25 protein-coding genes are annotated in these 21,392 nt (G+C 68.1%); 20 read left to right on the forward strand and 5 right to left on the reverse strand.

Features of this window, described 5'->3' with window-relative positions; all coding sequences use genetic code 11:
• Window positions 1-81: 81 nt before the first annotated feature.
• The gene (locus tag ABD209_RS10485; RefSeq protein ID WP_344065789.1) at window positions 82-498 is read right to left on the reverse strand and encodes a hypothetical protein; all 417 of its coding nucleotides are present in this window, start codon (window positions 496-498) and stop codon (window positions 82-84) included.
• 199 nt (window positions 499-697) lie between these two features.
• Here ABD209_RS10485 and ABD209_RS10490 point away from each other — a divergent pair, with 199 nt between their 5' ends.
• From ABD209_RS10490 to ABD209_RS10565, 16 genes are all read left to right on the forward strand, one after another.
• Entirely contained in the window at window positions 698-1,117 is a 420-nt protein-coding gene (locus ABD209_RS10490) for a hypothetical protein (RefSeq protein WP_344065792.1), read from the forward strand.
• A 126-nt stretch (window positions 1,118-1,243) separates the two neighbouring features.
• A complete protein-coding gene (locus ABD209_RS10495) occupies window positions 1,244-1,549 on the forward strand; it encodes a carboxypeptidase-like regulatory domain-containing protein (protein WP_344065795.1) in 306 nt (101 codons plus the stop codon).
• Window positions 1,550-1,631: 82 nt separating this feature from the next.
• On the forward strand, window positions 1,632-2,354 hold the full coding sequence (locus ABD209_RS10500) for an L-threonylcarbamoyladenylate synthase (RefSeq protein WP_344065798.1): 723 nt from the start codon (window positions 1,632-1,634) through the stop codon (window positions 2,352-2,354).
• 50 nt (window positions 2,355-2,404) lie between these two features.
• Window positions 2,405-3,673, forward strand: coding sequence for a serine hydroxymethyltransferase (locus ABD209_RS10505; RefSeq protein ID WP_344065801.1), 1,269 nt, complete (start codon window positions 2,405-2,407; stop codon window positions 3,671-3,673).
• Window positions 3,674-3,683: 10 nt separating this feature from the next.
• Window positions 3,684-4,793 carry a glycosyltransferase family 4 protein gene (locus ABD209_RS10510; protein ID WP_344065803.1) on the forward strand — a complete coding sequence of 370 codons (1,110 nt, stop codon included), beginning with the start codon at window positions 3,684-3,686 and terminating at the stop codon, window positions 4,791-4,793.
• 13 nt (window positions 4,794-4,806) lie between these two features.
• Entirely contained in the window at window positions 4,807-5,247 is a 441-nt protein-coding gene (locus ABD209_RS10515; protein ID WP_344065806.1) for a Cg1360 family ATP-synthase-associated protein, read from the forward strand.
• Between the two features lie 44 nt (window positions 5,248-5,291).
• On the forward strand, window positions 5,292-5,510 hold the full coding sequence (locus ABD209_RS10520) for a hypothetical protein (protein ID WP_324385753.1): 219 nt from the start codon (window positions 5,292-5,294) through the stop codon (window positions 5,508-5,510).
• 84 nt (window positions 5,511-5,594) lie between these two features.
• On the forward strand, window positions 5,595-6,407 hold the full coding sequence (gene atpB / locus ABD209_RS10525; protein ID WP_324385752.1) for a F0F1 ATP synthase subunit A: 813 nt from the start codon (window positions 5,595-5,597) through the stop codon (window positions 6,405-6,407).
• A gap of 109 nt (window positions 6,408-6,516) precedes the next feature.
• Window positions 6,517-6,723 carry an ATP synthase F0 subunit C gene (gene atpE / locus ABD209_RS10530; RefSeq protein ID WP_048697661.1) on the forward strand — a complete coding sequence of 69 codons (207 nt, stop codon included), beginning with the start codon at window positions 6,517-6,519 and terminating at the stop codon, window positions 6,721-6,723.
• 51 nt (window positions 6,724-6,774) lie between these two features.
• Complete coding sequence (locus tag ABD209_RS10535; RefSeq protein ID WP_425564647.1) at window positions 6,775-7,374, forward strand: F0F1 ATP synthase subunit B; 600 nt, start codon at window positions 6,775-6,777, stop codon at window positions 7,372-7,374.
• A complete protein-coding gene (locus tag ABD209_RS10540) occupies window positions 7,374-8,183 on the forward strand; it encodes a F0F1 ATP synthase subunit delta (RefSeq protein WP_344065812.1) in 810 nt (269 codons plus the stop codon). The genes ABD209_RS10535 and ABD209_RS10540 overlap by 1 nt, the downstream gene beginning before the upstream one ends.
• A gap of 103 nt (window positions 8,184-8,286) precedes the next feature.
• The gene (atpA, locus tag ABD209_RS10545; RefSeq protein ID WP_344065814.1) at window positions 8,287-9,921 is read left to right on the forward strand and encodes a F0F1 ATP synthase subunit alpha; all 1,635 of its coding nucleotides are present in this window, start codon (window positions 8,287-8,289) and stop codon (window positions 9,919-9,921) included.
• Between the two features lie 42 nt (window positions 9,922-9,963).
• On the forward strand, window positions 9,964-10,866 hold the full coding sequence (locus ABD209_RS10550; protein WP_344065817.1) for a F0F1 ATP synthase subunit gamma: 903 nt from the start codon (window positions 9,964-9,966) through the stop codon (window positions 10,864-10,866).
• A gap of 16 nt (window positions 10,867-10,882) precedes the next feature.
• Window positions 10,883-12,340: a F0F1 ATP synthase subunit beta gene (gene atpD / locus ABD209_RS10555; protein WP_344065820.1), complete on the forward strand. Its 1,458-nt coding sequence runs from the start codon at window positions 10,883-10,885 to the stop codon at window positions 12,338-12,340.
• 192 nt (window positions 12,341-12,532) lie between these two features.
• On the forward strand, window positions 12,533-12,802 hold the full coding sequence (locus ABD209_RS10560) for a F0F1 ATP synthase subunit epsilon (RefSeq protein WP_344065823.1): 270 nt from the start codon (window positions 12,533-12,535) through the stop codon (window positions 12,800-12,802).
• An 18-nt stretch (window positions 12,803-12,820) separates the two neighbouring features.
• Complete coding sequence (locus ABD209_RS10565) at window positions 12,821-13,261, forward strand: DUF2550 family protein (RefSeq protein ID WP_344065826.1); 441 nt, start codon at window positions 12,821-12,823, stop codon at window positions 13,259-13,261.
• Here the strand turns inward: ABD209_RS10565 and ABD209_RS10570 are convergent.
• A complete protein-coding gene (locus ABD209_RS10570; RefSeq protein ID WP_344065829.1) occupies window positions 13,258-13,896 on the reverse strand; it encodes a cob(I)yrinic acid a,c-diamide adenosyltransferase in 639 nt (212 codons plus the stop codon). The genes ABD209_RS10565 and ABD209_RS10570 overlap by 4 nt on opposite strands.
• Before the next feature lie 126 nt (window positions 13,897-14,022).
• On the opposite strand from ABD209_RS10570, the gene ABD209_RS10575 reads away from it, so the two are divergent.
• The 3 genes from ABD209_RS10575 (at window position 14,023) to ABD209_RS10585 (ending at window position 17,373) form a co-directional block, all read left to right on the forward strand.
• Window positions 14,023-14,373 carry an STAS domain-containing protein gene (locus ABD209_RS10575; protein ID WP_344065832.1) on the forward strand — a complete coding sequence of 117 codons (351 nt, stop codon included), beginning with the start codon at window positions 14,023-14,025 and terminating at the stop codon, window positions 14,371-14,373.
• A 228-nt stretch (window positions 14,374-14,601) separates the two neighbouring features.
• The gene (locus tag ABD209_RS10580; protein WP_344065889.1) at window positions 14,602-16,605 is read left to right on the forward strand and encodes a protein meaA; all 2,004 of its coding nucleotides are present in this window, start codon (window positions 14,602-14,604) and stop codon (window positions 16,603-16,605) included.
• Between the two features lie 147 nt (window positions 16,606-16,752).
• Window positions 16,753-17,373 carry a histidine phosphatase family protein gene (locus ABD209_RS10585; RefSeq protein ID WP_344065835.1) on the forward strand — a complete coding sequence of 207 codons (621 nt, stop codon included), beginning with the start codon at window positions 16,753-16,755 and terminating at the stop codon, window positions 17,371-17,373.
• Between the two features lie 185 nt (window positions 17,374-17,558).
• On the opposite strand, the gene nucS is transcribed toward ABD209_RS10585, so the two are convergent.
• The 3 genes from nucS to ABD209_RS10600 all read right to left on the reverse strand — a co-directional run bounded on the left by nucS (window position 17,559) and on the right by ABD209_RS10600 (window position 20,261).
• Window positions 17,559-18,254 carry an endonuclease NucS gene (nucS, locus tag ABD209_RS10590; RefSeq protein ID WP_344065837.1) on the reverse strand — a complete coding sequence of 232 codons (696 nt, stop codon included), beginning with the start codon at window positions 18,252-18,254 and terminating at the stop codon, window positions 17,559-17,561.
• A gap of 142 nt (window positions 18,255-18,396) precedes the next feature.
• Window positions 18,397-19,059 carry a response regulator gene (locus ABD209_RS10595; RefSeq protein WP_344065840.1) on the reverse strand — a complete coding sequence of 221 codons (663 nt, stop codon included), beginning with the start codon at window positions 19,057-19,059 and terminating at the stop codon, window positions 18,397-18,399.
• Window positions 19,056-20,261: a sensor histidine kinase gene (locus ABD209_RS10600; protein ID WP_344065843.1), complete on the reverse strand. Its 1,206-nt coding sequence runs from the start codon at window positions 20,259-20,261 to the stop codon at window positions 19,056-19,058. Before ABD209_RS10600 ends, ABD209_RS10595 begins: the two co-directional genes overlap by 4 nt.
• A 140-nt stretch (window positions 20,262-20,401) precedes the next feature.
• Between ABD209_RS10600 and ABD209_RS10605 the strand changes: the two genes are divergently transcribed.
• Window positions 20,402-21,316 (forward strand): ABC transporter ATP-binding protein, encoded by a 915-nt coding sequence (locus ABD209_RS10605; protein ID WP_344065845.1) that lies wholly within the window; start codon window positions 20,402-20,404, stop codon window positions 21,314-21,316.
• Window positions 21,317-21,392 lie beyond the last annotated feature (76 nt).

Genomic DNA, 21,392 nt, shown 5'->3' on the forward strand with positions numbered 1-21,392 from the left:
AGCCCTGCGGGTCCGGCGAGTCCCCCGCTATTCGGCCGCCGGCGCCAGTGCGGCGATTTGCGCCGGCTCGGCCGCGATCCGTCAGCCCGGGAAGGTCAGCCGCCCCGAGCACACTTCCCCGGTGGCCGGGCGAACTGCGCGCGCCGTCAAGACATCGGAACCGGCCCGATTGGCGATCCGCTTCGTGATCGAGAAGGATCCGCTCGGTGCCACGGTCCGGTGCGTACCGGAGTGCACAAGGATGCCGTTGTCGCGGATCTCGACGTTCCAGGTCTGCCCGACGCGGTTGGCGTCCACCTCGAACTCCATCTCGATCCGACCGTCGTCCGGCTTGGCCTTCAACTTCCAATCAGCGGTCCGGCTGCAGGCGCCCGAGGTGCGCACTTCGCCGTCACCCGCGCTGGCGGCGGGCATGCCGATACCGAGGGCGACGACGATGGCGGCTGCCGCGGTGGTGGCGCGGCGAGTGGTGGCGCGGTGTGCGCGAGTCTGGGACATCACGATCCTCCTTCGGCCGCCGGTCTCTCCGGCAACCGCGCCCAGCGTGCGCCCGCACCGTGGCCACCCGCCATTGGACCTTGGTCCTAGTCCTTGCTCGACTGGCCGGTTCAGTCCCGCCTGGCTGCCACGCAACTGACTAGGTGTCATGCCTGGCTGCCGACTCGCCACCACGAATCGCGGCCGACATACTGGGCTGATGAGCGAGCAGGACTGGAGCGCCAAGGCCAAGGAGAACGCCGACTTCCACGCTGCCGCCCTCGCGCGGGCCAGGGCGGGGGAGGCCGAGGCCGGCCGCCGGCTGATCGCCGACTTCGTCACCCAAGCGCAGGCCGCCGGACTCCCGACGAGCGAACTGACCGCGCGGCCATACCGCGGCAATGCGCGCTATCGCACCGGCCGGCACGGCTGGTATCTCCTGCCGGATCGGTCGGTCGCGGTCGACGCGGACGCCAACTTCTTCATCCTCTCCTGTCCGCCCTTGCTCCTCGCCCGGGTCAAGGGCGTCGAGCTGCCCCCGAGCCCGGCCCCCCTGCGCGTGGGTGAGCGCGATGGTGAGTCGATGGCCCTGAAGGATCTGCTCGCCAAGCGCCTCGCCGCGGGCAGCTCCCACCCTTGACCCGCTCTGAACAGGTCGTTCCCTTCGTCACGATGTGACGCCGCCCCTTGCCGGATCGGCCGACTCGGTCCTACCTTGTGCCCCGACCGCCACATCTGCCCCACTCTCACTGCCGGGTCGACGGGTGTGCTGCTCGATACGCGCCTGCGCTTCGGCGCGACCATCACCGGCACCGTCACCGGCCCCCTAGGCAAGCCGCTCGGGGAGCTCTGGGTTCGCCTTTACGGCGAGGAGTTCCCATTCGAGACCTTGTCGGGACCGGACGATATCGTCAAGGCCTACACCGATGCCGCGGGGCGGTACGTCTTCAAGCGCGTGATGTCGGGGGAGTACCGCCCGGCGTTCACGCTCGACGGGGCGCAACCGGTGACGGTGGTCGCGACGAAGTACACCAAGATCGACTTCGTGGTCCCGGACAGCGTGCTCCCCTGATTGATGAGTGATATCGCGGTCAGGGCCGCGATATCACTCATCGATACCGCCCCCGACAGCGGGCCGACATACCCTTTCCCCCGTGAGTCCCGTCGCCGATGCCACCACCGAGCCCACTCGCGCGGACGCCGTCGCCCAGGCGGTCGCGGCCGTCCGCGACGGCAGCCTGGTGGTCCTGCCCACCGACACCGTCTACGGCATCGGCTGTGACGCCTTCGATGCCGCTGCAGTGAGTGCGTTGCTCGCTGCCAAGGGCCGCGGCCGCGACGTCCCGCCACCCGTGCTCATCGGTCAAGTCCGCACCCTCGACGGCATCGCGACCGACATCCAGCCGTATGTCCGTGACCTCGTCGAGCGCTTCTGGCCCGGCGCGCTCACCGTCGTCTTGTCGGCCCAGCCCTCGCTGCACTGGGATCTCGGCGACACCGACGGCACCGTCGCCGTCCGGATGCCGGACGACCCGATCGCCTTGGCGGTCCTGGCCGAGACCGGCCCGATGGCCGTGACCAGCGCGAACCTCCACGGCCAGCCCGCGGCCACCACCATCCTGGACGCCGCGACCCAGCTCGGCGCCGCCGTTGCCGTCTATGTCGACGGCGGCCCCCGGGCCACCCAGCAGCCCTCGACCATCCTCGACTGCACCGGCCCGGCCCCGGTCGTGCTGCGAGAGGGCGCGATCAGCGAGGACGATCTCAGCGCCATCGCCGCGCTGGGGGAGCAGGCGCGCGAACGGCATACGGACGGTGACGCGGACGACGACGCGCCCGCGCTGCATACGGACGAAGCCCTGGGCGATCACGCCTGAGGGCCTAGAGTGACAAGACCGGCCTCCCCATTGACACCTGGAGCAGCGCGATGACCTTCTACGGTTCCGACTACGACGAACTGGCCGCCTTTGACCCTGACATCGCCGGCGTACTCCTGTCCGAGCTCGACCGCATCCGCGGCGGACTGCAGCTGATCGCCAGCGAGAACCTCAGCTCCCCCCGCGTGCTGACCTCGCTCGGCTCGACGTTGTCCAACAAGTACGCCGAGGGCTACCCGGGCCGGCGCTATTACGGCGGCTGCGCCGAGGTCGACAAGGCCGAGACCATCGCGATCGACCGGTGCAAGGCCCTTTTCGAGGCCGACCACGCCAACGTCCAGCCGCACAGCGGCGCGAGCGCCAACCAGGCCGTTTATGGCGCCTTCATGAAGCCGGGCGAGACGATCCTGGCGATGAGCCTGCCGCATGGCGGCCACCTGACACACGGCACCAAGATCTCCTTCTCCGGCAAGTGGTTCAATGCCGTCCACTACGGCGTCGACAAAGACACCGAAGACATCGACTACGCGCAGATGGAGGCGTTGGCCAAGGAGCACCAGCCCAAGGTCATCTGCGCTGGCGGCTCCGCGATCCCGCGGCTGATCGACTTCGAGCGCATCCGGGCGATTGCCGACGAGGTGGGCGCGATCTTCTGGGTCGATGCCGCCCACTTCATCGGTCTGGTCGCCGGCAAGGCCATCCCCAGCCCCGTCCCGTATGCCGATGTCGTCTCGTTCACGACGCACAAGGTCCTGCGCGGGCCGCGCTCCGGCGCCATCGTCTGTCGCGCCGAGCATCAGGCGGCGATCGACAAGGCCGTCTTCCCGATGATGCAGGGCGGCCCGCAGATGCACACCATCGCGGCCAAGGCGGTCAACTTCAAGGAGTGCGCGACCCCGGAGTATGCCGCGTATGCCCGCCAGGTCCTCGAGAACGCCGCGGTCCTCGCGACCAGCCTGGCCGAGCACGGCATCCGGCCCACCACCGGCGGCACCGACACCCACCTCTCGCTGCACGACTTGCAGGCCGTCGGGGTGACGGGCAAGGACGCCGAGGCCCGAGCCGATGCGGCGGGCATCGTGCTCAACAAGAACGCCATCCCCTTCGACCCCGCTCCGCCGTCGGTCGCCTCGGGCATCCGGGTCGGCACGCCCTGCGTGACCACCCAGGGTATGGGCACCGAGCAGATGCGCACGATCGCCGACCTGATCGCGACCGCCGTGACCAAGGGCGACGCGGACCCGGAGAACGCGGTGAGCAAGGAGGTCCGGGGCCAGGTGACCGAACTGGTCACGCGCTTCCCGGCATACCCCCGCTAGCAGCAGTTAGGTGCGCGAGTACCTCTTCGTCCTGCTCGTCGCCATGGTGGCGACCTATGTCGCCGTGCCCGCGGCCTACCGGCTCGCCGTGCGGGTCGGTGCCTTCACGCAGGTCCGCGACCGAGATGTGCACGCCGTGCCGATCCCGCGCCTGGGGGGAGTGGCGGTCTTCGTCGGCTTCCTCGCCGCGACCTTGGTGGCGACCAAACTGCCCTACCTGCGGGCCGTCTTCGACACCCCGGAGATCTGGGGCGTGCTTCTCGGGGGCGCCATCGTCTGCGCGGTGGGCGCGATCGACGATGTCGTCGAACTCGATGCGCTGACCAAGTTCGCCGGGCAGATCATCGCCGCCGGGTTGATGGCCTTCCTCGGCGTGCAGTTGTTCAGCATCCCGGTCTTCGGGGTCACGACCGTGCTGCCCGCCCCTTTGCTGGTGCTTCTGACGATCTTCACGGTCGTCGTGGCGACCAATGCGGTCAACTTCATCGACGGCCTCGACGGCCTGGCCTCGGGAGTCGTCGCGATCGCCGCGTTGACGTTCTTCGCCTACAGCTACTCCATCTCGCGCACCTTCGATCCGCCGAATGTCCTCAGCTCGGCGACCTTCGTCTCCGCGGCGCTCGCGGGGTGCTGCCTTGGCTTCCTGCCGCACAACTTCTATCCGGCGCGGCTGTTCATGGGCGACAGCGGGGCCCTGCTGCTCGGGCTGCTGCTGGCCGCTGCGATGATCTCCACGACGGGCATCAGCCCGGCTCAGGTCTCCGCCAATGCGGTCAAGGCGAGTGTGCTCCCCCTGCTCGTCCCCACGGGGATCCTGCTGCTGCCCCTGCTCGATGTGCTGCTCGCGGTCATCCGCCGCACTCGCGCCGGTCGGCACCCGTGGAGCCCGGACGCCCAACATCTCCACCACCGAATGCTGCGGATCGGTCACGGCCACCGACGGGCCGTGCTCCTGCTGTGGCTGTGGGCCGCGGTCGCGTCGGTGGGCAGCGTCGCCTACTTCTTCCTCCCGGCCGGCGGGGCGACCGCCCTCCTCGCCGGCCTGCTCATGTTGGCCCTCGGGCTGACCCGCTGGCTCCCGCGCTTCTCCGCTGCCGGCCATCGCCCCAAGAAGTATTGAGATACTTTGCCTCGTGAGCGACTCCACCAAGGCGTATGCCGCCCCGGCCCGCCCCGCGACGACGCCGCTGACCGCGATGCTGCGCACCGCTGCCATACCGACAATCCTCGTCGGCCCCATCGCCTTGGTGATCGCCGCGCTGACGGGCGGCGGCAAGGGCGTGCTCGGCTCCTTCTTGGGGTATGCCGTCACGCTCACCTTCTTCGCGCTCGGGATGATCGTGATGATCCGGTTCGCGACCGTCCGGCAGCCGCTGATCTTCATGGCGACGGCGCTCGCGGTCTTCTTCGGGCAACTGATCTTTTTGCTGCTGGTGATCTTGCTACTGCAGGACGCCGACTGGCTCGACGGCAGGGCCTTCGGCCTGACGGCCCTGGTGGTTGCGCTCGTCTGGCAGGCGTTCAGCATCCTGGGCTACCTGCGCGCCCGCCGCCCGGTCTACGACACGCTGTGAGCGCGCCCGGCCCCGAGCGAGACCCGGACGGAACCGAGCGGCCGATGACCCCCCTAGAACGTCTGGATGCGGGCCACGAGCCGCGCGTGACCCCGCCCATGTGGGATGCCATGGCCTACATGCTGACCGGCCCGATCATGCTCGGCCTACCCGCCTATTTGCTCGATCGAATTCTCGGCACGGATTGGCTAGTCTTGCCAGGTGTCCTGATCGGTGGTGCCGTGTCGCTCTACCTGGTTTGGGTCCGGTACGGTAGGTCCTGACTTCCCCGCCAGACCCCGGATCGGCCCGGTCGATCGGCGCTGTCGAGGGTGTCGAACTGAATCGAGTTGCCACGAGGAGACCACGTGAGTCTGACCCTGTTGGGAAGTGCCCTCGCACTGCCGACGGCCGGTGATGGTGAAGGCTTCCACGCTCCGTCTCCGCAAGAGTTCTACTGGCCCATCTTCGGCAGTGGCGACTGGACCTTCACCCGGCCGATGGCCACCTTCGCGATCTCGATCCTCATCCTGAGCGTTGCCCTGGTGGCCCTGACGAAGAAGGCCGCGATTGTCCCCAGCAAAGGGCAGTGGCTGGTCGAGCAGGCCTACGACTTCGTGCGCAATGGCATCGGTCGCGACACCATCGGCAGCAAGGATTTCCTGCGGTTCACGCCGCTGCTGTTCAGCCTGTTCATGTGCATCCTGCTGAACAATCTCTTCGGCATCATCCCGCCGATCCAGTACCCAACGATGTCGCGCATCGGCTTCCCCATTGCGCTGACCCTGATCGTCTACGTCGTTTATCACATCGCTGGCATCCGCAAGAAGGGGCCCGTTCGCTACCTGTCGGAGATGATCCCGCGGGGCCTGCCGAAGCCGATCTATCTGCTGATCATCCCACTCGAGTACGCGACGTACTTCATCATCCGGCCGCTGACCCTCGCCTTGCGACTCTTCGGAAATATGTTCGCCGGCCACATGCTCCTTCTGCTGTTCATCATGGGCGGCGAGTACATGCTGATCCACGGCGGCATCGGCCTGAAGATCACCTCGATCGGCTCCTTCTTGATGGCCCTGGTCTTCACTGCCTTCGAGGCTCTGATCGAGTTCCTGCAGGCCTACATCTTCACCCTGCTCGCCGCGACCTACATCAGCGACGCCATCCACAGCGAGCACTGATCTTCGGGTCGGGCCCGCCCGCCGGATTCCCTGACACAACTGAATAAACCCCCGCAGAACGTCCGACGGCGCGGTGCCGGACGGATCCCACAATGAAAGAGGACCTTTCATGCAAGGCAACATTGCGATCCTGGGCTACGGCCTCTCGGCGATCGGCCCCGGTATCGGTATCGGCCTGATCTTCGCCGCCTTCATCAACGGCGTCGCGCGCCAGCCGGAAGCCCGCGGCATGCTGCAGGGCATCGCGATCCTCGGCTTCGCGCTTGCCGAGGCGCTGGCCATCTTCGGTCTGGTTCTCGCCTTCGTCTTCCGCTGATCTGCCGCGTCCCGCGCATCAGTCCCGCAGAACCAGCACTAGGAGAACGCCGTGCACATCACAGCAGCGCTGACGCAGCTGGTGAGCCTCGCCGCGGAGGGTGAGGCCGGTGGCGACCCCGTTGCCGACCGGACCCCGATCCTGCCGCTCTATGGCGAACTCATCTTCGGCATCCTGGCCTTCGGTGTCCTGTACTGGGTGATCGCCACAAAGGTCGTGCCCAACCTGGAGAAGGCGTATGCCGCCCGCGCGGCCGCCATCGAAGGTGGCATGGCCCAGGCCGAGGAGGCCCAGGCTGCCGCCGAGGCCGCCAAGGCGCAGTACGAAGCCCAGCTCAAGGAGGCCCGCACCGAGGCCACCCAGATCCGCGAGGACGCGCGCGCCCAGGGTGCGCAGATTGTTGCGGAGATGCGCGGTCAGGCACAATCCGAGGCCACTCGCATCACCGAATCGGCGCACCGTCAGATCGAGGCCGAACGGGCCCAGGCAGCGGCCAGCCTGCGCGGCGAAGTCGGGCGGTTGTCCACCGACCTGGCCAGCAAGATCGTCGGAGAGTCCCTCCATGACGAGGCGCGCCAGCGGGGCATCGTCGATCGCTTCCTGGCCGAGCTCGAGTCGGGCTCGGTGCGTCCGGAGAAGGTCGATTCCTGATGCGGGGCAGTTCCCGGGCGGCGGCCAAGTCGGGCCTCGGCGCCCTCGCCGAGGTCATCGGCTCCATCGATCCGATGGCGCTCGCCGACCAGCTCTTCGCAGCGGCCACGACGGTCGACGGCAATGCGACCCTGCGCCGGGCCCTGACCGACCCCTCGCGCGACGGTGCGGCCAAGGACGCGCTCGCTCGGCGGCTGTTCGGCGGCAAGGTGTCCGACCAGGCGACGCATGTGATCGCCGTGTTGGCCGGGCAGCGGTGGGCCGAGGAGCGCGACCTGACCGACACCATCCGCGAGTTCGGCGTCGAAGCGATTGCCGAGAACGCGGACCGGGCGGGGCGCCTGCAGGGCGTCGAGGACGAGCTCTTCCGCTTCGAGCGGATCGTCGACTCGACGCCGGCCCTGCGCGACGCCCTGACCAACCGCCAAGGTGACCTCAAGGGCAAGGCGGAACTGGTCACCCGGCTGCTCAGTGACAAGGCGGCGCCGGAGACGGTGGCGCTGGCCGTACAGGCCGTGGGCAGCCGCAGCGACCGGCGCCTGGACGCCGTCCTCGACGGCTACCTCGACCTGATCGCCAAGCGACGCGGCCAGTTGACGGCTGTCGTCACCTCGGCGACCGAACTGGGCGGCGCCGAACGCGTCCGCCTGAGTGAGTCGCTGGCCAATCTGTATGGCCGCCCGATCCAGATCCAGTCCATCCTCGACCCCGCGGTCGTCGGTGGGCTCAAGGTCCAGGTCGGCGATGAGGTCATCGACGGAACGATCGCCCGCAAGATCGACGGGGCCCGACGCCACTTCGGCGCCTGACCTCACCGGCGCGACGCCGGATAAGCATCACCGTGACAAGCGCAGCACCCTACGAACCGCACACCAACCGCCCCGTGCGGTTCCGCGAAGGAGAGAAACAGAGATGACGGAGCTTTCGATCCGTCCCGAGGAGATCCGGGACGCGCTGGACAGCTATGTCCAGTCCTACCAGCCCGGCACGGCCTCTCGGGAGGAGGTCGGCCGCGTCATCGACGCCGGCGACGGCATCGCGCACGTCGAGGGACTGCCCTCGGCCATGACGAACGAGCTGTTGCAGTTCGAGGACGGGACCTTGGGCATCGCGCTCAACCTCGACGTCCACGAGATCGGTGTCGTCATCCTCGGTGACTTCTCCAATATCGAAGAAGGTCAGACCGTCAAGCGCACCGGCGAGGTCCTCTCGGTGCCGGTCGGCGACGCCTTCCTCGGCCGCGTGGTCAACCCGCTCGGCCAGCCCATCGACGGCCTCGGGGACATTCCGGCCGAAGGCCGCCGTGCGCTGGAGTTGCAGGCCCCCAATGTCGTCTCCCGCAAGTCGGTGCACGAGCCGCTGCAGACCGGCCTGAAGGCTGTCGACGCGATGACGCCGATCGGCCGCGGTCAGCGCCAGCTGATCATCGGTGACCGCCAGACCGGCAAGACCACGGTCGCCGTCGACACGATCATCAACCAGAAGGAGTTCTGGGAGACGGGCGACCCGGAGAAGCAGGTTCGCTGCATCTATGTCGCGATCGGCCAGAAGGGCTCGACCATCGCGTCGGTCCGCGGCACCCTCGAGGACGCGGGCGCGCTCGAATACACCACGATCGTCGCCGCCCCGGCGTCGGACTCGGCGGGCTTCAAGTACCTCGCGCCCTACACGGGCTCGGCCATCGGCCAGCACTGGATGTATCAGGGCAAGCACGTCCTGATCGTCTTCGACGACCTGTCCAAGCAGGCCGAGGCCTACCGCGCCGTCTCGCTGCTGCTGCGCCGCCCGCCGGGCCGCGAGGCCTACCCCGGCGACGTCTTCTACCTGCACAGCCGGTTGCTCGAGCGCTGCGCAAAGCTGTCGGACGCCTTGGGTGCCGGGTCGATGACCGGCCTGCCGATCATCGAGACCAAGGCCGGTGACGTCTCGGCCTACATCCCGACCAATGTCATCTCGATCACAGACGGCCAGATCTACCTCCAGGCCGACCTGTTCAACTCCAACGTCCGCCCGGCGATCGACGTGGGTGTCTCGGTCTCCCGTGTCGGTGGTGCCGCGCAGATCAAGGCCATGAAGCAGGTGTCCGGTCGACTCAAGCTCGACCTGGCCCAGTTCCGTGCGCTCGAGGCCTTCGCGATGTTCGCCTCCGACCTCGACCCGGCCTCGCGCGCCCAGCTCGCCCGCGGTGGCCGACTTGTCGAACTGCTCAAGCAGAAGCAGTCCAGCCCCTACCCGGTCGAGGAGCAGGTCGTCTCAATCTGGATGGGCACCACAGGCAAGCTCGACAGCATCGCGGTCGAGGACGTTTCCAAGTTCGAGACCGAGTTCCTCGACTACCTGCGCCGCGAACACAAGGGCATCCTCGACACCATCCGGGAGACCACGAAGTTCGAGGACGACACCGAGAAGTCCCTGACGGACGCGGTCGACGCCTTCAAGAAGCAGTTCGATGCCTCGGGCGCCCACCAGGTCCCCGTCGGCCACGAGGCCGACCCGGGGTCGCTGGACCACGAGATCGACCAGGAGCAGATCGTCCGTCAGCGCTGACGCGCACCGGACGAGCTGACGAAGCAGAGAGGCGGCTAACGTATGGGAGCGCAGATACGGGTCTACCGGCAGCGCATCCGCTCGGTGTCAGCGACCAAGAAGATCACCCGGGCGATGGAGCTGATGGCGGCATCGCGCGTGGTCAAGGCGCGGCAATCGGTGCTGGAGTCGGCGCCGTACACGCACGCGTTGACCCGGGCGCTCTCGGCGTTGGCTACGCACAGCAACTACAAGCATCCGCTGACGTCCGAAGTGGACAACCCGACCCGGGCCGGCGTGCTGGTGTTGACGAGCGACCGCGGTCTGGCCGGCGCCTACGCGTCGGGTGCGATCAAGGAGAGCGAGCGGCTGATCAGCGATCTGCGGGCGGCGGGCAAGGAGGTCGTGCCCTATCTCGTGGGTCGAAAGGCCGTGTCCTACTACAAGTTTCGCGGTCGCGAGTGGGCCACCGAGTGGACGGGCAACACCGAGAAGCCGCAGGTCGCGAGGGCTCGCGAGATCGCCGAGCGGCTGGTCGAGGATTTCCTTCGGCCCAGCGAGGAGGGCGGCGTCGATGAGATTCACATCGTCTACACGCGCTTCAACACGATGGTCAACCAGGAGCCGCGGGTGCTGCGGCTGCTGCCCATCGAGGTCGTGGATGCCCCGGATGAAGCCGTTCACGACGGGTCGCTTCTGCCGCTCTATCAGTTCGAGCCCAGCGCCGAAGAGGTGCTCAAGGCGATGCTGCCTCGCTATGTGACGGCGCGGATCTGGACCTGCATGCTCAGTGCAGCGGCGTCCGAACTGGCCGCTCGCCAGCGGGCCATGAAGTCCGCGACGGACAACGCCGAGAACCTCATCAATACCTACACCCGGTTGGCGAACCAGGCTCGCCAGGCCGAGATCACCCAAGAGATCAGCGAGATCGTCGGTGGCGCCAGCGCCCTCGCCGAGTCCAAGTAGAAGGTAGAAGACAGATATGACTGCCACCCTCCCGGAGACCTCCGAGACCGCCACCGCCGGTGGTGTCGGACGCATCTCGCGCATCATCGGCCCGGTCGTCGACGTGGAGTTCCCCGCCGACGCCATGCCCAACCAGTACAACCTGCTGACCACCGAGGTCACCCTGGACGGGGAGACCAAGGGCCTCAACCTCGAGGTGGCCCAGCACATCGGCGACAACATGGTGCGGGCGATCTCCCTGCAGCCGACCGACGGCCTCGTCCGTGGCTCCCAGGTGCACGACACCGGTGGCCCGATCAGCGTGCCGGTCGGTGATGTCACCCTGGGCAAGGTCTTCAACACCACGGGTGTCTGCCTCAACCTCGAGCCCGGCGAGACGCTGGACGTCCACGAGCGCTGGGGCATCCACCGCCCGGCCCCGGCCTTCGACCAGCTCGAGTCAAGGACCATCATGTTCGAGACGGGCATCAAGGTCATCGACCTGCTGACGCCCTATGTCCAAGGTGGCAAGATCGGCCTCTTCGGCGGCGCCGGTGTGGGCAAGACCGTCCTCATCCAGGAGATGATCGCCCGAGTTGCGCGCGACCACGGTGGTGTGTCGGTTTTCGCCGGTGTCGGCGAGCGCACCCGTGAGGGCAACGACCTGATGGTCGAGATGGAGGAGGCCGGAGTTCTTGGCCAGACGGCCCTGGTCTTCGGCCAGATGGACGAGCCGCCGGGCACCCGCCTGCGCGTCGCCCTGTCGGCGCTGACCATGGCGGAGTATTTCCGCGATGTCCAGAACCAGGACGTGCTGCTGTTCATCGACAACATCTTCCGGTTCACCCAGGCCGGTTCCGAGGTCTCGACGCTGCTCGGTCGGATGCCGTCCGCCGTGGGTTACCAGCCCACCCTCGCCGACGAGATGGGTGTGCTCCAGGAGCGCATCACCTCCACGCGTGGCCACTCGATCACCTCGATGCAGGCGATCTATGTGCCGGCCGACGACTACACCGACCCGGCCCCGGCGACGACGTTCGCCCACTTGGACGCGACCACCGAGCTCTCGCGTGAGATCGCCTCACTCGGTATCTATCCGGCCGTGGACCCGCTCACTTCGACCAGCCGAATCCTCGACCGCCGCTACATCACCGAGGAGCACTACAACACCGCGGTCCGCGTCAAGCAGATCCTGCAGCGCAACAAGGAACTCCAGGACATCATCGCCATCCTCGGCATCGACGAGCTCTCCGAGGAGGACAAGATCCTCGTCAACCGGGCCCGCCGGATCCAGCGCTTCCTGTCCCAGAACACCTACGTCGCCAAGCAGTTCACCGGCATCGAAGGGTCGACGGTCCCCCTGTCCGACACCATCGAGGCCTTCACCAAGATCGCCGACGGCGACTACGACCACGTCGGTGAGCAGGCCTTCTTCATGTGCGGTGGACTCGATGACGTCGAGCGTCAGTGGGCGGAGATCCAAAAGAGCCTCTGACCTAGCGGGGCTACCACCCCCACCCCCCGTCGAGTGCACGTTGGGGCGTCGCGTGAGCGACGCGCCAACGTGCACTCGACGAAGGGGGGTTGCCGATCGGGCATCCGCCGCTGGGTTGGTCTGGGCAGCTGGCCAGAGACGCTAGACTGACGCAAAGCTCCCCGAAGCCACCACAATGTGAAGGGACTCCGCATGGCCCCCCTGAACGTCGATCTCGTTGCTGCCGACCGGGCTGTCTGGTCGGGCGAGGCAACCATGGTCTCCGCACGCTCCATCGATGGGGACATGGGCATCCTGCCGGGCCACGAGCCCACGCTCGTCGTGCTGGACAAGGGCGAGGTCCGGATCCACGGGGTCGACGGCCTGCAGACCGCAACCATCGACGGGGGTTTCCTCTCCGTCGACAGTGACCAGGTAACAATCGTCTCAGAGCTGGTCGACGCGTCCAGCCTGAGCAGCTGACCCAAACCGGCCGGTCCGATGTCGCCACTGCACCTCGCAGAAGCGGCAGCCGGGGCTGTCATACTGACTGCGGTTAGCCTGCTGCTCTTTCTTTTTGTGCGGCGACATGTGATCGCCGCCGGCCGACCAATGCTGCTCTGCGCCCTGCGAACCCCAACCACCCCTCAATGGCGGTTGGGGTTGCTGCGTTTTGGGGCCGATCGTCTCGACTGGTTCTCGGCTATCGGCCCGAGTCTGCGTCCCGAGCGCACCTGGGAGCGCGCCGGGATGGTGCTGGGCTCACCCGCACCGGCCCGGGAGGCAATTCCCGGCCTGACCGATCCGATCGCCGCGCCGGGAAGCTTCGCTGGCCAAAACTTCGACATCGCGATGGCCCAGTCCGGGCTGACCGCGATCCGCGCGTGGACCGAGAGCTCGCCGCCCGGGTTCAACGTGAACATCCCCGGGCAGTTCACCTAGCGGTCGGTCTGCCGCGCGCGCCGCTGCGGCGCCTCGGCCCGTCCGCCACCCGGCTGCCAGAGCACATCGCCGCCGGCGTCGAGATTGGCCACCCGGGCCAGGATGAAGAGCAGATCCGAGAGCCGGTTGAGATAGGTCGCCGCTTCGGGGTTGACGCCGCCGGCCTCCTCGGGTGCCGGTTGATCGCCGTATGTCGCGATCGCCGCCCACGTCGAACGCTCGGCCCGCCGGGTGATCGTCGTGGCCAGGTGGAGGTAGGCCGAGGCGGGGCTTCCCCCGGGCAGGATGAAGGAGCGCAGCGGCTCCAACTCGGCGTTGTACCGATCGCAATCGGCTTCGAGCTCGTCGATCCAGGCGCTGCGTACCCGCAAGGGCTCATAGGCATAGCTCGGACGCAGCGGAGTGGCGAGGTCGGCGCCGACGTCGAAGAGGTCGTTCTGGACGCGCAGCAAGGTGGCGCGCACATCGTCGCGGACGTTGCCGGCAGCCAACGCGATGCCGATGGCCGCATTGGCCTCATTGGTGTCGGCATACGCGGCCAGGCGCACATCGGTCTTCGCCGTCCGGCTGAAATCCCCGAGCGCCGTCGTGCCCTGATCGCCGGTGCGGGTGTAGATCCGGGTGAGGTTGACCATGACTGCCAGCCTGCCCGATCGCCCGCGGTGTCAGGGGGCGAGACCGGATTGTGATGTGTGTCATACAACCGAAAAGGGGTTTGCGCCGTATATATCAACGACAGCGGGAAAATCAGGGGGCTTCGGATGGCGGCAACACTGACGCGGGTGATCACCGAACGGCCGACGGTTACGGTGACCACGGGCGCGCACGGCACGTTGATTTGCGTGGCTGGGCGGATCGACGGGCATACGGCCGCCGATCTGCGCGCCGAACTGCACGACATCATCGACAACGCGATCTCGCCCTTGCACCTCGACCTCAGCGATGCCGAGCTTGGCGATGCCACGGCGCTCGGTCTGCTCGTGGAGTGTCATCGGCGGGGCCGACGGCGCGGGCACGAGATGCGCCTGATTGCGGCGAGTGCGCGCTCCGAGCGGCTGCTGCGCCGGCTCGCGCTGACCCGCCAGTACGGCGTGGGCGCGGCCCGCGCCTGACCGCGCACGATGGACCCTTGACGCGCGGCCGACCGGGCGCGTGCCGGTCGCTTGCGACGTGGCGCAGCGGCTGGGGCGCTGCGCTCGCGAGGTGAGCGAACGGCATACGGGCTCGGGTGTGGGCACACTCACCACCGGGTGGGGTGTCGCCGCCCGGGTGGCGCGGGTAGCTTCGCAAGCATGTCCGAGGCCTCGACCCCACGTCCCGAGCGCGACCGTCCCTGGGTGATGCGCACCTATGCCGGGCACTCCAGTGCCGCGGCGAGCAATGCGCTCTACCGGCGCAATCTTGCCAAGGGGCAGACGGGTCTCTCGGTTGCCTTCGACCTGCCCACGCAGACCGGCTACGACCCCGATCATGTGCTCGCGCGTGGTGAGGTGGGCAAGGTCGGGGTGCCCATCAGCCACATCGGTGACATGCGGGCGCTCTTCGACGCAATCCCGCTGGTCGAGATGAATACCTCGATGACGATCAACGCCACGGCCATGTGGCTGCTGGCGATGTATCAGGTCGTCGCCGAGGAGCAGGCCGAGGCGGCGGGCGAGGATCCGGCGGCGGCGGTGCACCGACTGTCGGGGACGACGCAGAACGACATCATCAAGGAGTATCTCTCGCGCGGGACCTACGTCTTCCCGCCCGGGCCGTCCATGCGGCTGCTCACCGACGTTGTCACCTACACGGTCCGAGAGATCCCGAAGTGGAACCCGACCAATGTCTGCAGCTATCACCTGCAGGAGGCCGGCGCGACGCCGGTCCAGGAGATCGCCTTTGCCATGTCAACCGCGATCGCGGTGCTCGATGCGGTGCGCGAATCGCGGGTTGTGGCGCCCGAGGAGTTCGGCGAAGTCGTCGCCCGGATCTCCTTCTTTGTCAACGCGGGCGTGCGTTTCGTGGAGGAGATGTGCAAGATGCGCGCCTTCGTCGCCTTGTGGGAGGAACTCACCCGCGAGCGGTATGCCGTGGCCGACCCCAAGCAGCGCCGATTCCGGTATGGCGTGCAGGTCAACTCGCTTGGCTTGACCGAGGCCCAGCCGGAGAACAACATCCAGCGGATCGTGCTGGAGATGCTCGCGGTCACGCTGTCCAAGGACGCCCGGGCACGTGCCGTGCAACTGCCGGCGTGGAATGAGGCGCTCGGTCTGCCGCGGCCCTGGGATCAGCAGTGGTCACTGCGCATCCAGCAGGTGCTGGCCTATGAGTCGGATCTGCTCGAATACGGCGACCTTTTCGAGGGCTCGACCGTGGTGGCCGCCAAGGTGGCCGAGTTGGTCGATGGCGCCAAGGCCGAGATGGCGCGCATCGCCGAACTCGGCGGGGCGGTCGCCGCCGTCGAGAGCGGGTATCTGAAGTCGGCGCTGGTGGCCTCGCATGCCGATCGGCGAGCGCGGATCGAGCGGGGCGAGGACATCGTCGTCGGTGTCAACAAATTCGAGACAACCGAGCCCAACCCGCTCACCGCCGACCTAGACACCGCGATCCAAAGCGTCGATCCCGGTGTCGAGGCCGCCGCCGCGGCGGCCGTGCGACGGTGGCGCGAGCAGCGCGATGCCGATCCAGAGCGCCGGGACCGGGCGATCGCGGCGCTGGCGCGGTTGCGCGCCGACGCGGCATCCGGGGTAAATCTGATGGCCGCCAGCCTGGAGTGCGCGCGGGCCGACGTGACCACGGGAGAGTGGGCCGGGGCCTTGCGCGAGGAGTTCGGCGAGTACCGCGCCCCGACGGGGGTGTCCGGCTCGGTGGGCATTGCCGAGGCGGGCGAGGGGTTGCAGGCCGTGCGGGCGCAGGTGGCCGAGTTGGGCAGCGCTTTGGGGGAGCAGTTGCGCATCCTGGTCGCCAAGCCGGGGTTGGATGGGCACAGCAATGGCGCTGAGCAGATCGCGGTCCGGGCGCGGGATGCCGGCTTCGAGGTGGTCTATCAGGGCATTCGCCTAACGCCGGCCCAGATCGTCGCGGCGGCAGTGTCGGAAGATGTGCACCTGGTCGGCATCTCGATCCTGTCGGGCTCGCATATGGAGTTGGTGCCGGAGATCCTCGATGGGTTGCGCGCGGCCGACGCCGGCGAGATTCCGGTGGTCGTGGGCGGCATCATCCCCGAGTCCGATGGCGCCAAGCTGCGCGAACTCGGCGTGGCCGCGGTCTTCACCCCCAAGGACTTCGGCCTGAACGAGATCATGGCGCGCTTCGTGGAGATCATCCGCTCGGCGAACCTAACCTCTGCTAGCAGGGTTTAGGTGACGTCCAGCAGGGTAGAACCTGCTGGAGGTCACCTAATCTGTGCTGAGTCGCGGATGGAGGCGACCCCGCGGATTGCCGGGCTGGCTAGCTGCACGTGCGCGGGCTCGGCGCGGGCGGGCAGTGCCGGGCGGCATACTGGCGGGGTGAGCTTGCACTGTCCCGCGACCCTCTATATCGCCCGGCACGGCGACGCCGAGTACACGCACGCACACGTGATGTCGGACGAGGGTGGCTGGTTGACCGAGACCGGTCAGGTCCAGGTCACCGAGTGCGCACACGACCTGGCTGATCGCCGGATCGCGGCGGTCTACAGCAGCCCGATGCAGCGGGCCGTCGAGTCGGGCGTGTTGGCATCGGGTGAACTCGCGGTGCGCCACCGCGAGCTTGCGGGGCTTGAGGAGATTCGCGTCGGTGAACGGGCCGGTCAGCCGTGGAGCGACCCGGTCACCCGCGAGGTGTATGACGCGTGGTTCCGCGGCGATCTCGACGCGCGCATCCCCGGGGGCGAGTCGGGTGCGGAGGTGGTTGCGCGCTTCCGAGAGGCGTTGGCGACGATCGCCGACCAGCATCGGGGCGAGCAGGTGTTGATCTTCACGCACGGCGGCATCATGTCGCTCGTCGTGCCCCGCCTGGCGATCAATGTCCGTGACGACCTGGCCTACCTGCAGTTTGTGCCCAACGCGGTGCCGGCCCGGGTCGAGGCCGGCGACGAGGACTGGCGCGTCATCTCCTGGCCCGGCTCGGCGAGCAAAGACGTGGTCTGACGCTGCCCCGGCGCAGAACTTCGTGGCGCCGGCCCCTGTTCCTAAACCCTGCTAGCAGCATCGAGGTGACCTCCAGCAGGGTCTACCCTGCTCGACGTCCCCGAAGGTGTGCTGAGTCGGGGCGATATGCCGGGTCCTCGCGACGTATCGCAGCGAGGAAGGAGCGGAGAACTTCGTGGGGTAAGTCAGAAGAGCCGGTGTTCGGTGGTGTCGATGCCTTTGAGCGCGTCGTAGTCGAGCACCACGCACCGGATGCCGCGGTCTTCGGCGAGGGTGCGCGCCTGCGGCTTGATCTGTTGCGCCGCAAAGATTCCCGTGACCGGAGCCAGCAGCGGGTCGCGATTCATCAGATCCAGATACCGCGTCAGCTGCTCGACGCCGTCGATCTCGCCGCGGCGCTTGATCTCGACCGCGACGGTGATTCCGCTCTGGTCGCGGCACAGGATGTCGACCGGCCCGATGGCCGTCATGTACTCTCGGCGAATCAGCGCGTACCCATCGCCGAGCGTATGAATGTGCTCCGCCAGCAGCGCCTGCAAGTGCGCCTCGACGCCGTCCTTGACCAGGCCGGGATCGACGCCGAGATCGTGCGCGGTGTCCGAGATGACTTCGTGGATGCGCACCCGGAGCCGATCGTCCGATTTGGTATGCCGCACCACCCAGACCGCGGCAACGCCCTCGTCTGCTTCATCGGCCTCGGGCGCCACCTCGGCCATCGTGCACGGTGGCGACATCCAGTTCAGGGGCTTGTAGGACCCGCCGTCGCTGTGGACCAGCACCGAGCCGTCGGCCTTGACCATGAGCAGCCGGGTCGCCAGCGGCAGGTGGGCGGTCAACCGCCCGTCATAGTCCACGCTGCATTTGGCGATCACGACGCGCACGAGGCGACACTTTAGCCCGGCGTTCTGCCGGCTCAGGAAATCGGGCCGTCAGCCTCAGCAAGCGACCGGGGCTGACACGCCGAAAACTCGGCGGAATTTCCGGCGTGCTGGCGTGCTGGCCCCGGTCGCTTGAGGCGACGTCTCACCTGTCGGCGTCGTGGACCAGGATGGCGATCTGCACGCGATTGTCGAGGTCGAGCTTGGTGAAGATCCGCCCGACATGGGCCTTCACTGTGGCCACGCTCATGAACAACTCGCTCGCGATCTCGGTGTTCGAGCGCCCTCGCCCGATGGCCTGGGCAACCTCCAACTCCCGATCGGTGAGCAATCCCAACTTTCGCTGGGCGTCCGCCCGCGCGGTGTCCGGCGGCTCGTCCGGCGTCGCTACGGCCGCGATCAGGGTGGCCGTGACGCTCGGTGAGAGCATCGGCTGGCCGGCGGCAACCGTCCGCACGGCCTCGACCAGAGCTGCCGGCGGGGTGTCCTTGAGCAGGAATCCCGCGGCGCCGGAGCGCAGGGCGCGCAACACCATCTCGTCCGCATCGAAGGTCGTCAGAACCAGGATCCGGGGTGGATTCGGGCCCGCCAGGATGCGTTCGGTTGCGCTGAGTCCGTCGCGCCTCGGCATCCGGATGTCCATCAGCACGACATCCGGACGCTCCCGCGCGACGACCTCCAAGGCGTCCTCGCCGTCCTGCGCTTCGGCGACGATGGCGATGCCCGGGTCGCCGCCGAGGATCAGGCCGAGTCCCGTGCGAACCATCGGGTCATCGTCGACAAGGACGACGCGGATGGGCTTGCTCATCGGGATACTCCTTGAGTGGGTTCGGCGGCCGGCCACGGCAGCCAGGCCGAGACGAGATAGCCGCCATCGGGTTCGGTGCCGTGACGCAGCAGGCCGCCCGCGAGCGCAACCCGCTCCCGCAACCCGAGCAGCCCCAGCCCAGACCGGGGCAGGGCATGATCCAGCGGCTGCAGCGCGCGGGGATTGCGCACCTCGATCTGCAGGCCGCCCGGTGACGCGCCGCTGACCGAGACCCGCACCGCCGTGCCGGGCGCGTGCTTGCGCGCATTGGTGAGCGCCTCCTGCACCACGCGGTATGCCGTTCGGCCCAGGACGGGAGGCACGTCGCCGACGGTGGAATCGGCATACGTGATCCGGGTGCCGAGTCCCTCGGCCTCGGCGATCAGGTGCGGGACGTCGCGAATATCGGGCTGTGGAGGCTCGGGGGCACCGGCGTCCGCGCGCTCGTCGCGCAGGACGCCGAGGACTTCTCGAAGATCGGCGAGGGCCTGATGGGCATTGGTCTCGATGGTCGTCAGGGCCTGCGACATCTGCTCGGGCGTGAGGTCCTTGCGATAGTTCAGTGCGCCTGCGTGCATGGCGACGAGCGAAATCCGGTGGGCGAGAACGTCATGCATCTCCCGAGCGATCCGCGTCCGTTCGGCGGCAGCAGCCTGCGCGACCCGGCGTTCCTGATCGCGCTGCGCGGACTCCACGCGCTCGCGCTCCAGCTCGCGGCGCCCGCCGACGGCATACCCGATGGCGGTCACGGCGGCAACCAGCAGGGTGATCATGATCAGCGTGAGGATCAGGTTCAGGCGGTTCTCGTCCAACGAGGGGTAGATGCGCTCGGTGACCACCCCGGTGGCGATATTGAGCGGGATCAGCCAGGCCAGCTCACGCCAGCGCCGGCGGGCCGCGACCGAGGCGAGCACGAGGATTACGGCGCCGCCCGCGGACGTCGACAAGGCTCCCGCCAGCGTCACGATCAGCGCGATCCGCAGCGGCCAGCGCCGCCGCCAAATCGTCAGCACCCCCGCCGCGATGCCGGCGAGCAGGTCACCGAGCATCGCCCAGAGGCGAAGCGCCGGCGAGATGTCGTCGGGCAGGGTCGACCGCACGGTGACCCAGGCCAGGAAGCCCACGATGACCACGAAGGCGACCCGCCACGTTTTGCCCCAGCGCCCGAGGGGCGGGTTCGGGGGGTCGCGGGGGATCGTCATACGCCAACGTTAGGCGGGTTCGCGGGGTGTGCGGGGCCACCCCGAGTCGATCAGTTGGCCGGCGCGATAGACCAAAGTCGTAGCACGAATGAGTCGAAGTGCTGATGTGGCACCCGCATCAGCCGGCGGAATCTGGATGCATGATCGCTGTCGAGAACCTCACCAAGCGCTACGGCACCTTCACCGCCGTCGACGCCATCACCTTCGAAGCCCGCCCGGGATCGGTCACCGGATTCCTCGGCCCGAACGGCGCCGGCAAGTCAACGGCCATGCGGATGATGACCGGACTGACCCCGCCGACCAGCGGCCGCTCGACGATCCTCGGGCACCCGTATGCCAGCCTGCCCAATCCAGCGCGCCACGTGGGCGTCATGATCGACGCCACGGCCCAGCATCCCGGCCGCACCGGGCGCGAGGTGCTGCACCTGATCGGGATGCAGATCGGGGTGCCCAAGGCACGCGTCGAGGGCGCATTGCAACTCGTCGGCTTGACCGACGAGGAGAGCAAGCGGCGGGTGCGCAACTACTCCCTCGGCATGCGCCAGCGCCTCGGCCTGGCCGGCGCGCTGATGGGCGACCCGCAGGTGCTTGTGCTCGACGAGCCGGCGAACGGCCTTGACCCGCAAGGGATTCACTGGATGCGCCAGCTCCTGCGCGCCTATGCCGACCAGGGCGGCACCGTCCTGCTGTCGAGCCACCTGCTGCACGAGGTGCAGATCATCGCCGACGACCTGGTGATGATCGGGCGTGGTCGGATCGTCGCCCAGGGGTCGAAGGCCGACCTGCTCGGAGCCGCGGGCACCCGGGCCAACTCCGTCGACAATGCCGTCCTCGCCGCGGCCCTGCAGGCGCGGGGGGTCGAGGTCACCGGCGATCGCACCGGCGTGGTCGCAAAGACCGATGCCGAGACCGTGGGCCGCGCGGCGCTGGAGGCCGGCGTGGTGCTGACCGAGCTGCGGACCTCGGGTGCGGAGGGTCTGGAGGAGATGTTCCTCGCGCTCACCGCCGCCGATGCGCGCGACTCCGGCCCCGCCGCCGCGAAGGACGCGGCGTGAATCCCGTCCCTTTCGCGTGCTCCTGCCGTATGCCGGCCCCCCGCCCCACCCATCCTCTGCGCCGCCTCGGCGCTGC

It is taken from the genome of Nostocoides vanveenii, assembly GCF_039531165.1.
Classification (GTDB): domain Bacteria; phylum Actinomycetota; class Actinomycetes; order Actinomycetales; family Dermatophilaceae; genus Nostocoides_A; species Nostocoides_A vanveenii.

Excerpts from the sequence above, each read along its gene's own strand:
- ABD209_RS10485 (WP_344065789.1), bottom strand. The coding sequence starts at position 498 with ATGTCCCAGACTCGCGCACACCGCGCCACCACTCGCCGCGCCACCACC.
- ABD209_RS10490 (WP_344065792.1), top strand. The coding sequence starts at position 698 with ATGAGCGAGCAGGACTGGAGCGCCAAGGCCAAGGAGAACGCCGACTTC.
- ABD209_RS10505 (WP_344065801.1), top strand. The coding sequence starts at position 2,405 with ATGACCTTCTACGGTTCCGACTACGACGAACTGGCCGCCTTTGACCCT.
- ABD209_RS10520 (WP_324385753.1), top strand. The coding sequence starts at position 5,292 with ATGACCCCCCTAGAACGTCTGGATGCGGGCCACGAGCCGCGCGTGACC.
- atpE (WP_048697661.1), top strand. The coding sequence starts at position 6,517 with ATGCAAGGCAACATTGCGATCCTGGGCTACGGCCTCTCGGCGATCGGC.
- ABD209_RS10540 (WP_344065812.1), top strand. The coding sequence starts at position 7,374 with ATGCGGGGCAGTTCCCGGGCGGCGGCCAAGTCGGGCCTCGGCGCCCTC.
- atpA (WP_344065814.1), top strand. The coding sequence starts at position 8,287 with ATGACGGAGCTTTCGATCCGTCCCGAGGAGATCCGGGACGCGCTGGAC.
- ABD209_RS10550 (WP_344065817.1), top strand. The coding sequence starts at position 9,964 with ATGGGAGCGCAGATACGGGTCTACCGGCAGCGCATCCGCTCGGTGTCA.
- atpD (WP_344065820.1), top strand. The coding sequence starts at position 10,883 with ATGACTGCCACCCTCCCGGAGACCTCCGAGACCGCCACCGCCGGTGGT.
- ABD209_RS10560 (WP_344065823.1), top strand. The coding sequence starts at position 12,533 with ATGGCCCCCCTGAACGTCGATCTCGTTGCTGCCGACCGGGCTGTCTGG.
- ABD209_RS10565 (WP_344065826.1), top strand. The coding sequence starts at position 12,821 with ATGTCGCCACTGCACCTCGCAGAAGCGGCAGCCGGGGCTGTCATACTG.
- ABD209_RS10570 (WP_344065829.1), bottom strand. The coding sequence starts at position 13,896 with ATGGTCAACCTCACCCGGATCTACACCCGCACCGGCGATCAGGGCACG.
- ABD209_RS10575 (WP_344065832.1), top strand. The coding sequence starts at position 14,023 with ATGGCGGCAACACTGACGCGGGTGATCACCGAACGGCCGACGGTTACG.
- ABD209_RS10580 (WP_344065889.1), top strand. The coding sequence starts at position 14,602 with ATGCGCACCTATGCCGGGCACTCCAGTGCCGCGGCGAGCAATGCGCTC.
- ABD209_RS10595 (WP_344065840.1), bottom strand. The coding sequence starts at position 19,059 with ATGAGCAAGCCCATCCGCGTCGTCCTTGTCGACGATGACCCGATGGTT.
- ABD209_RS10600 (WP_344065843.1), bottom strand. The coding sequence starts at position 20,261 with ATGACGATCCCCCGCGACCCCCCGAACCCGCCCCTCGGGCGCTGGGGC.
- ABD209_RS10605 (WP_344065845.1), top strand. The coding sequence starts at position 20,402 with ATGATCGCTGTCGAGAACCTCACCAAGCGCTACGGCACCTTCACCGCC.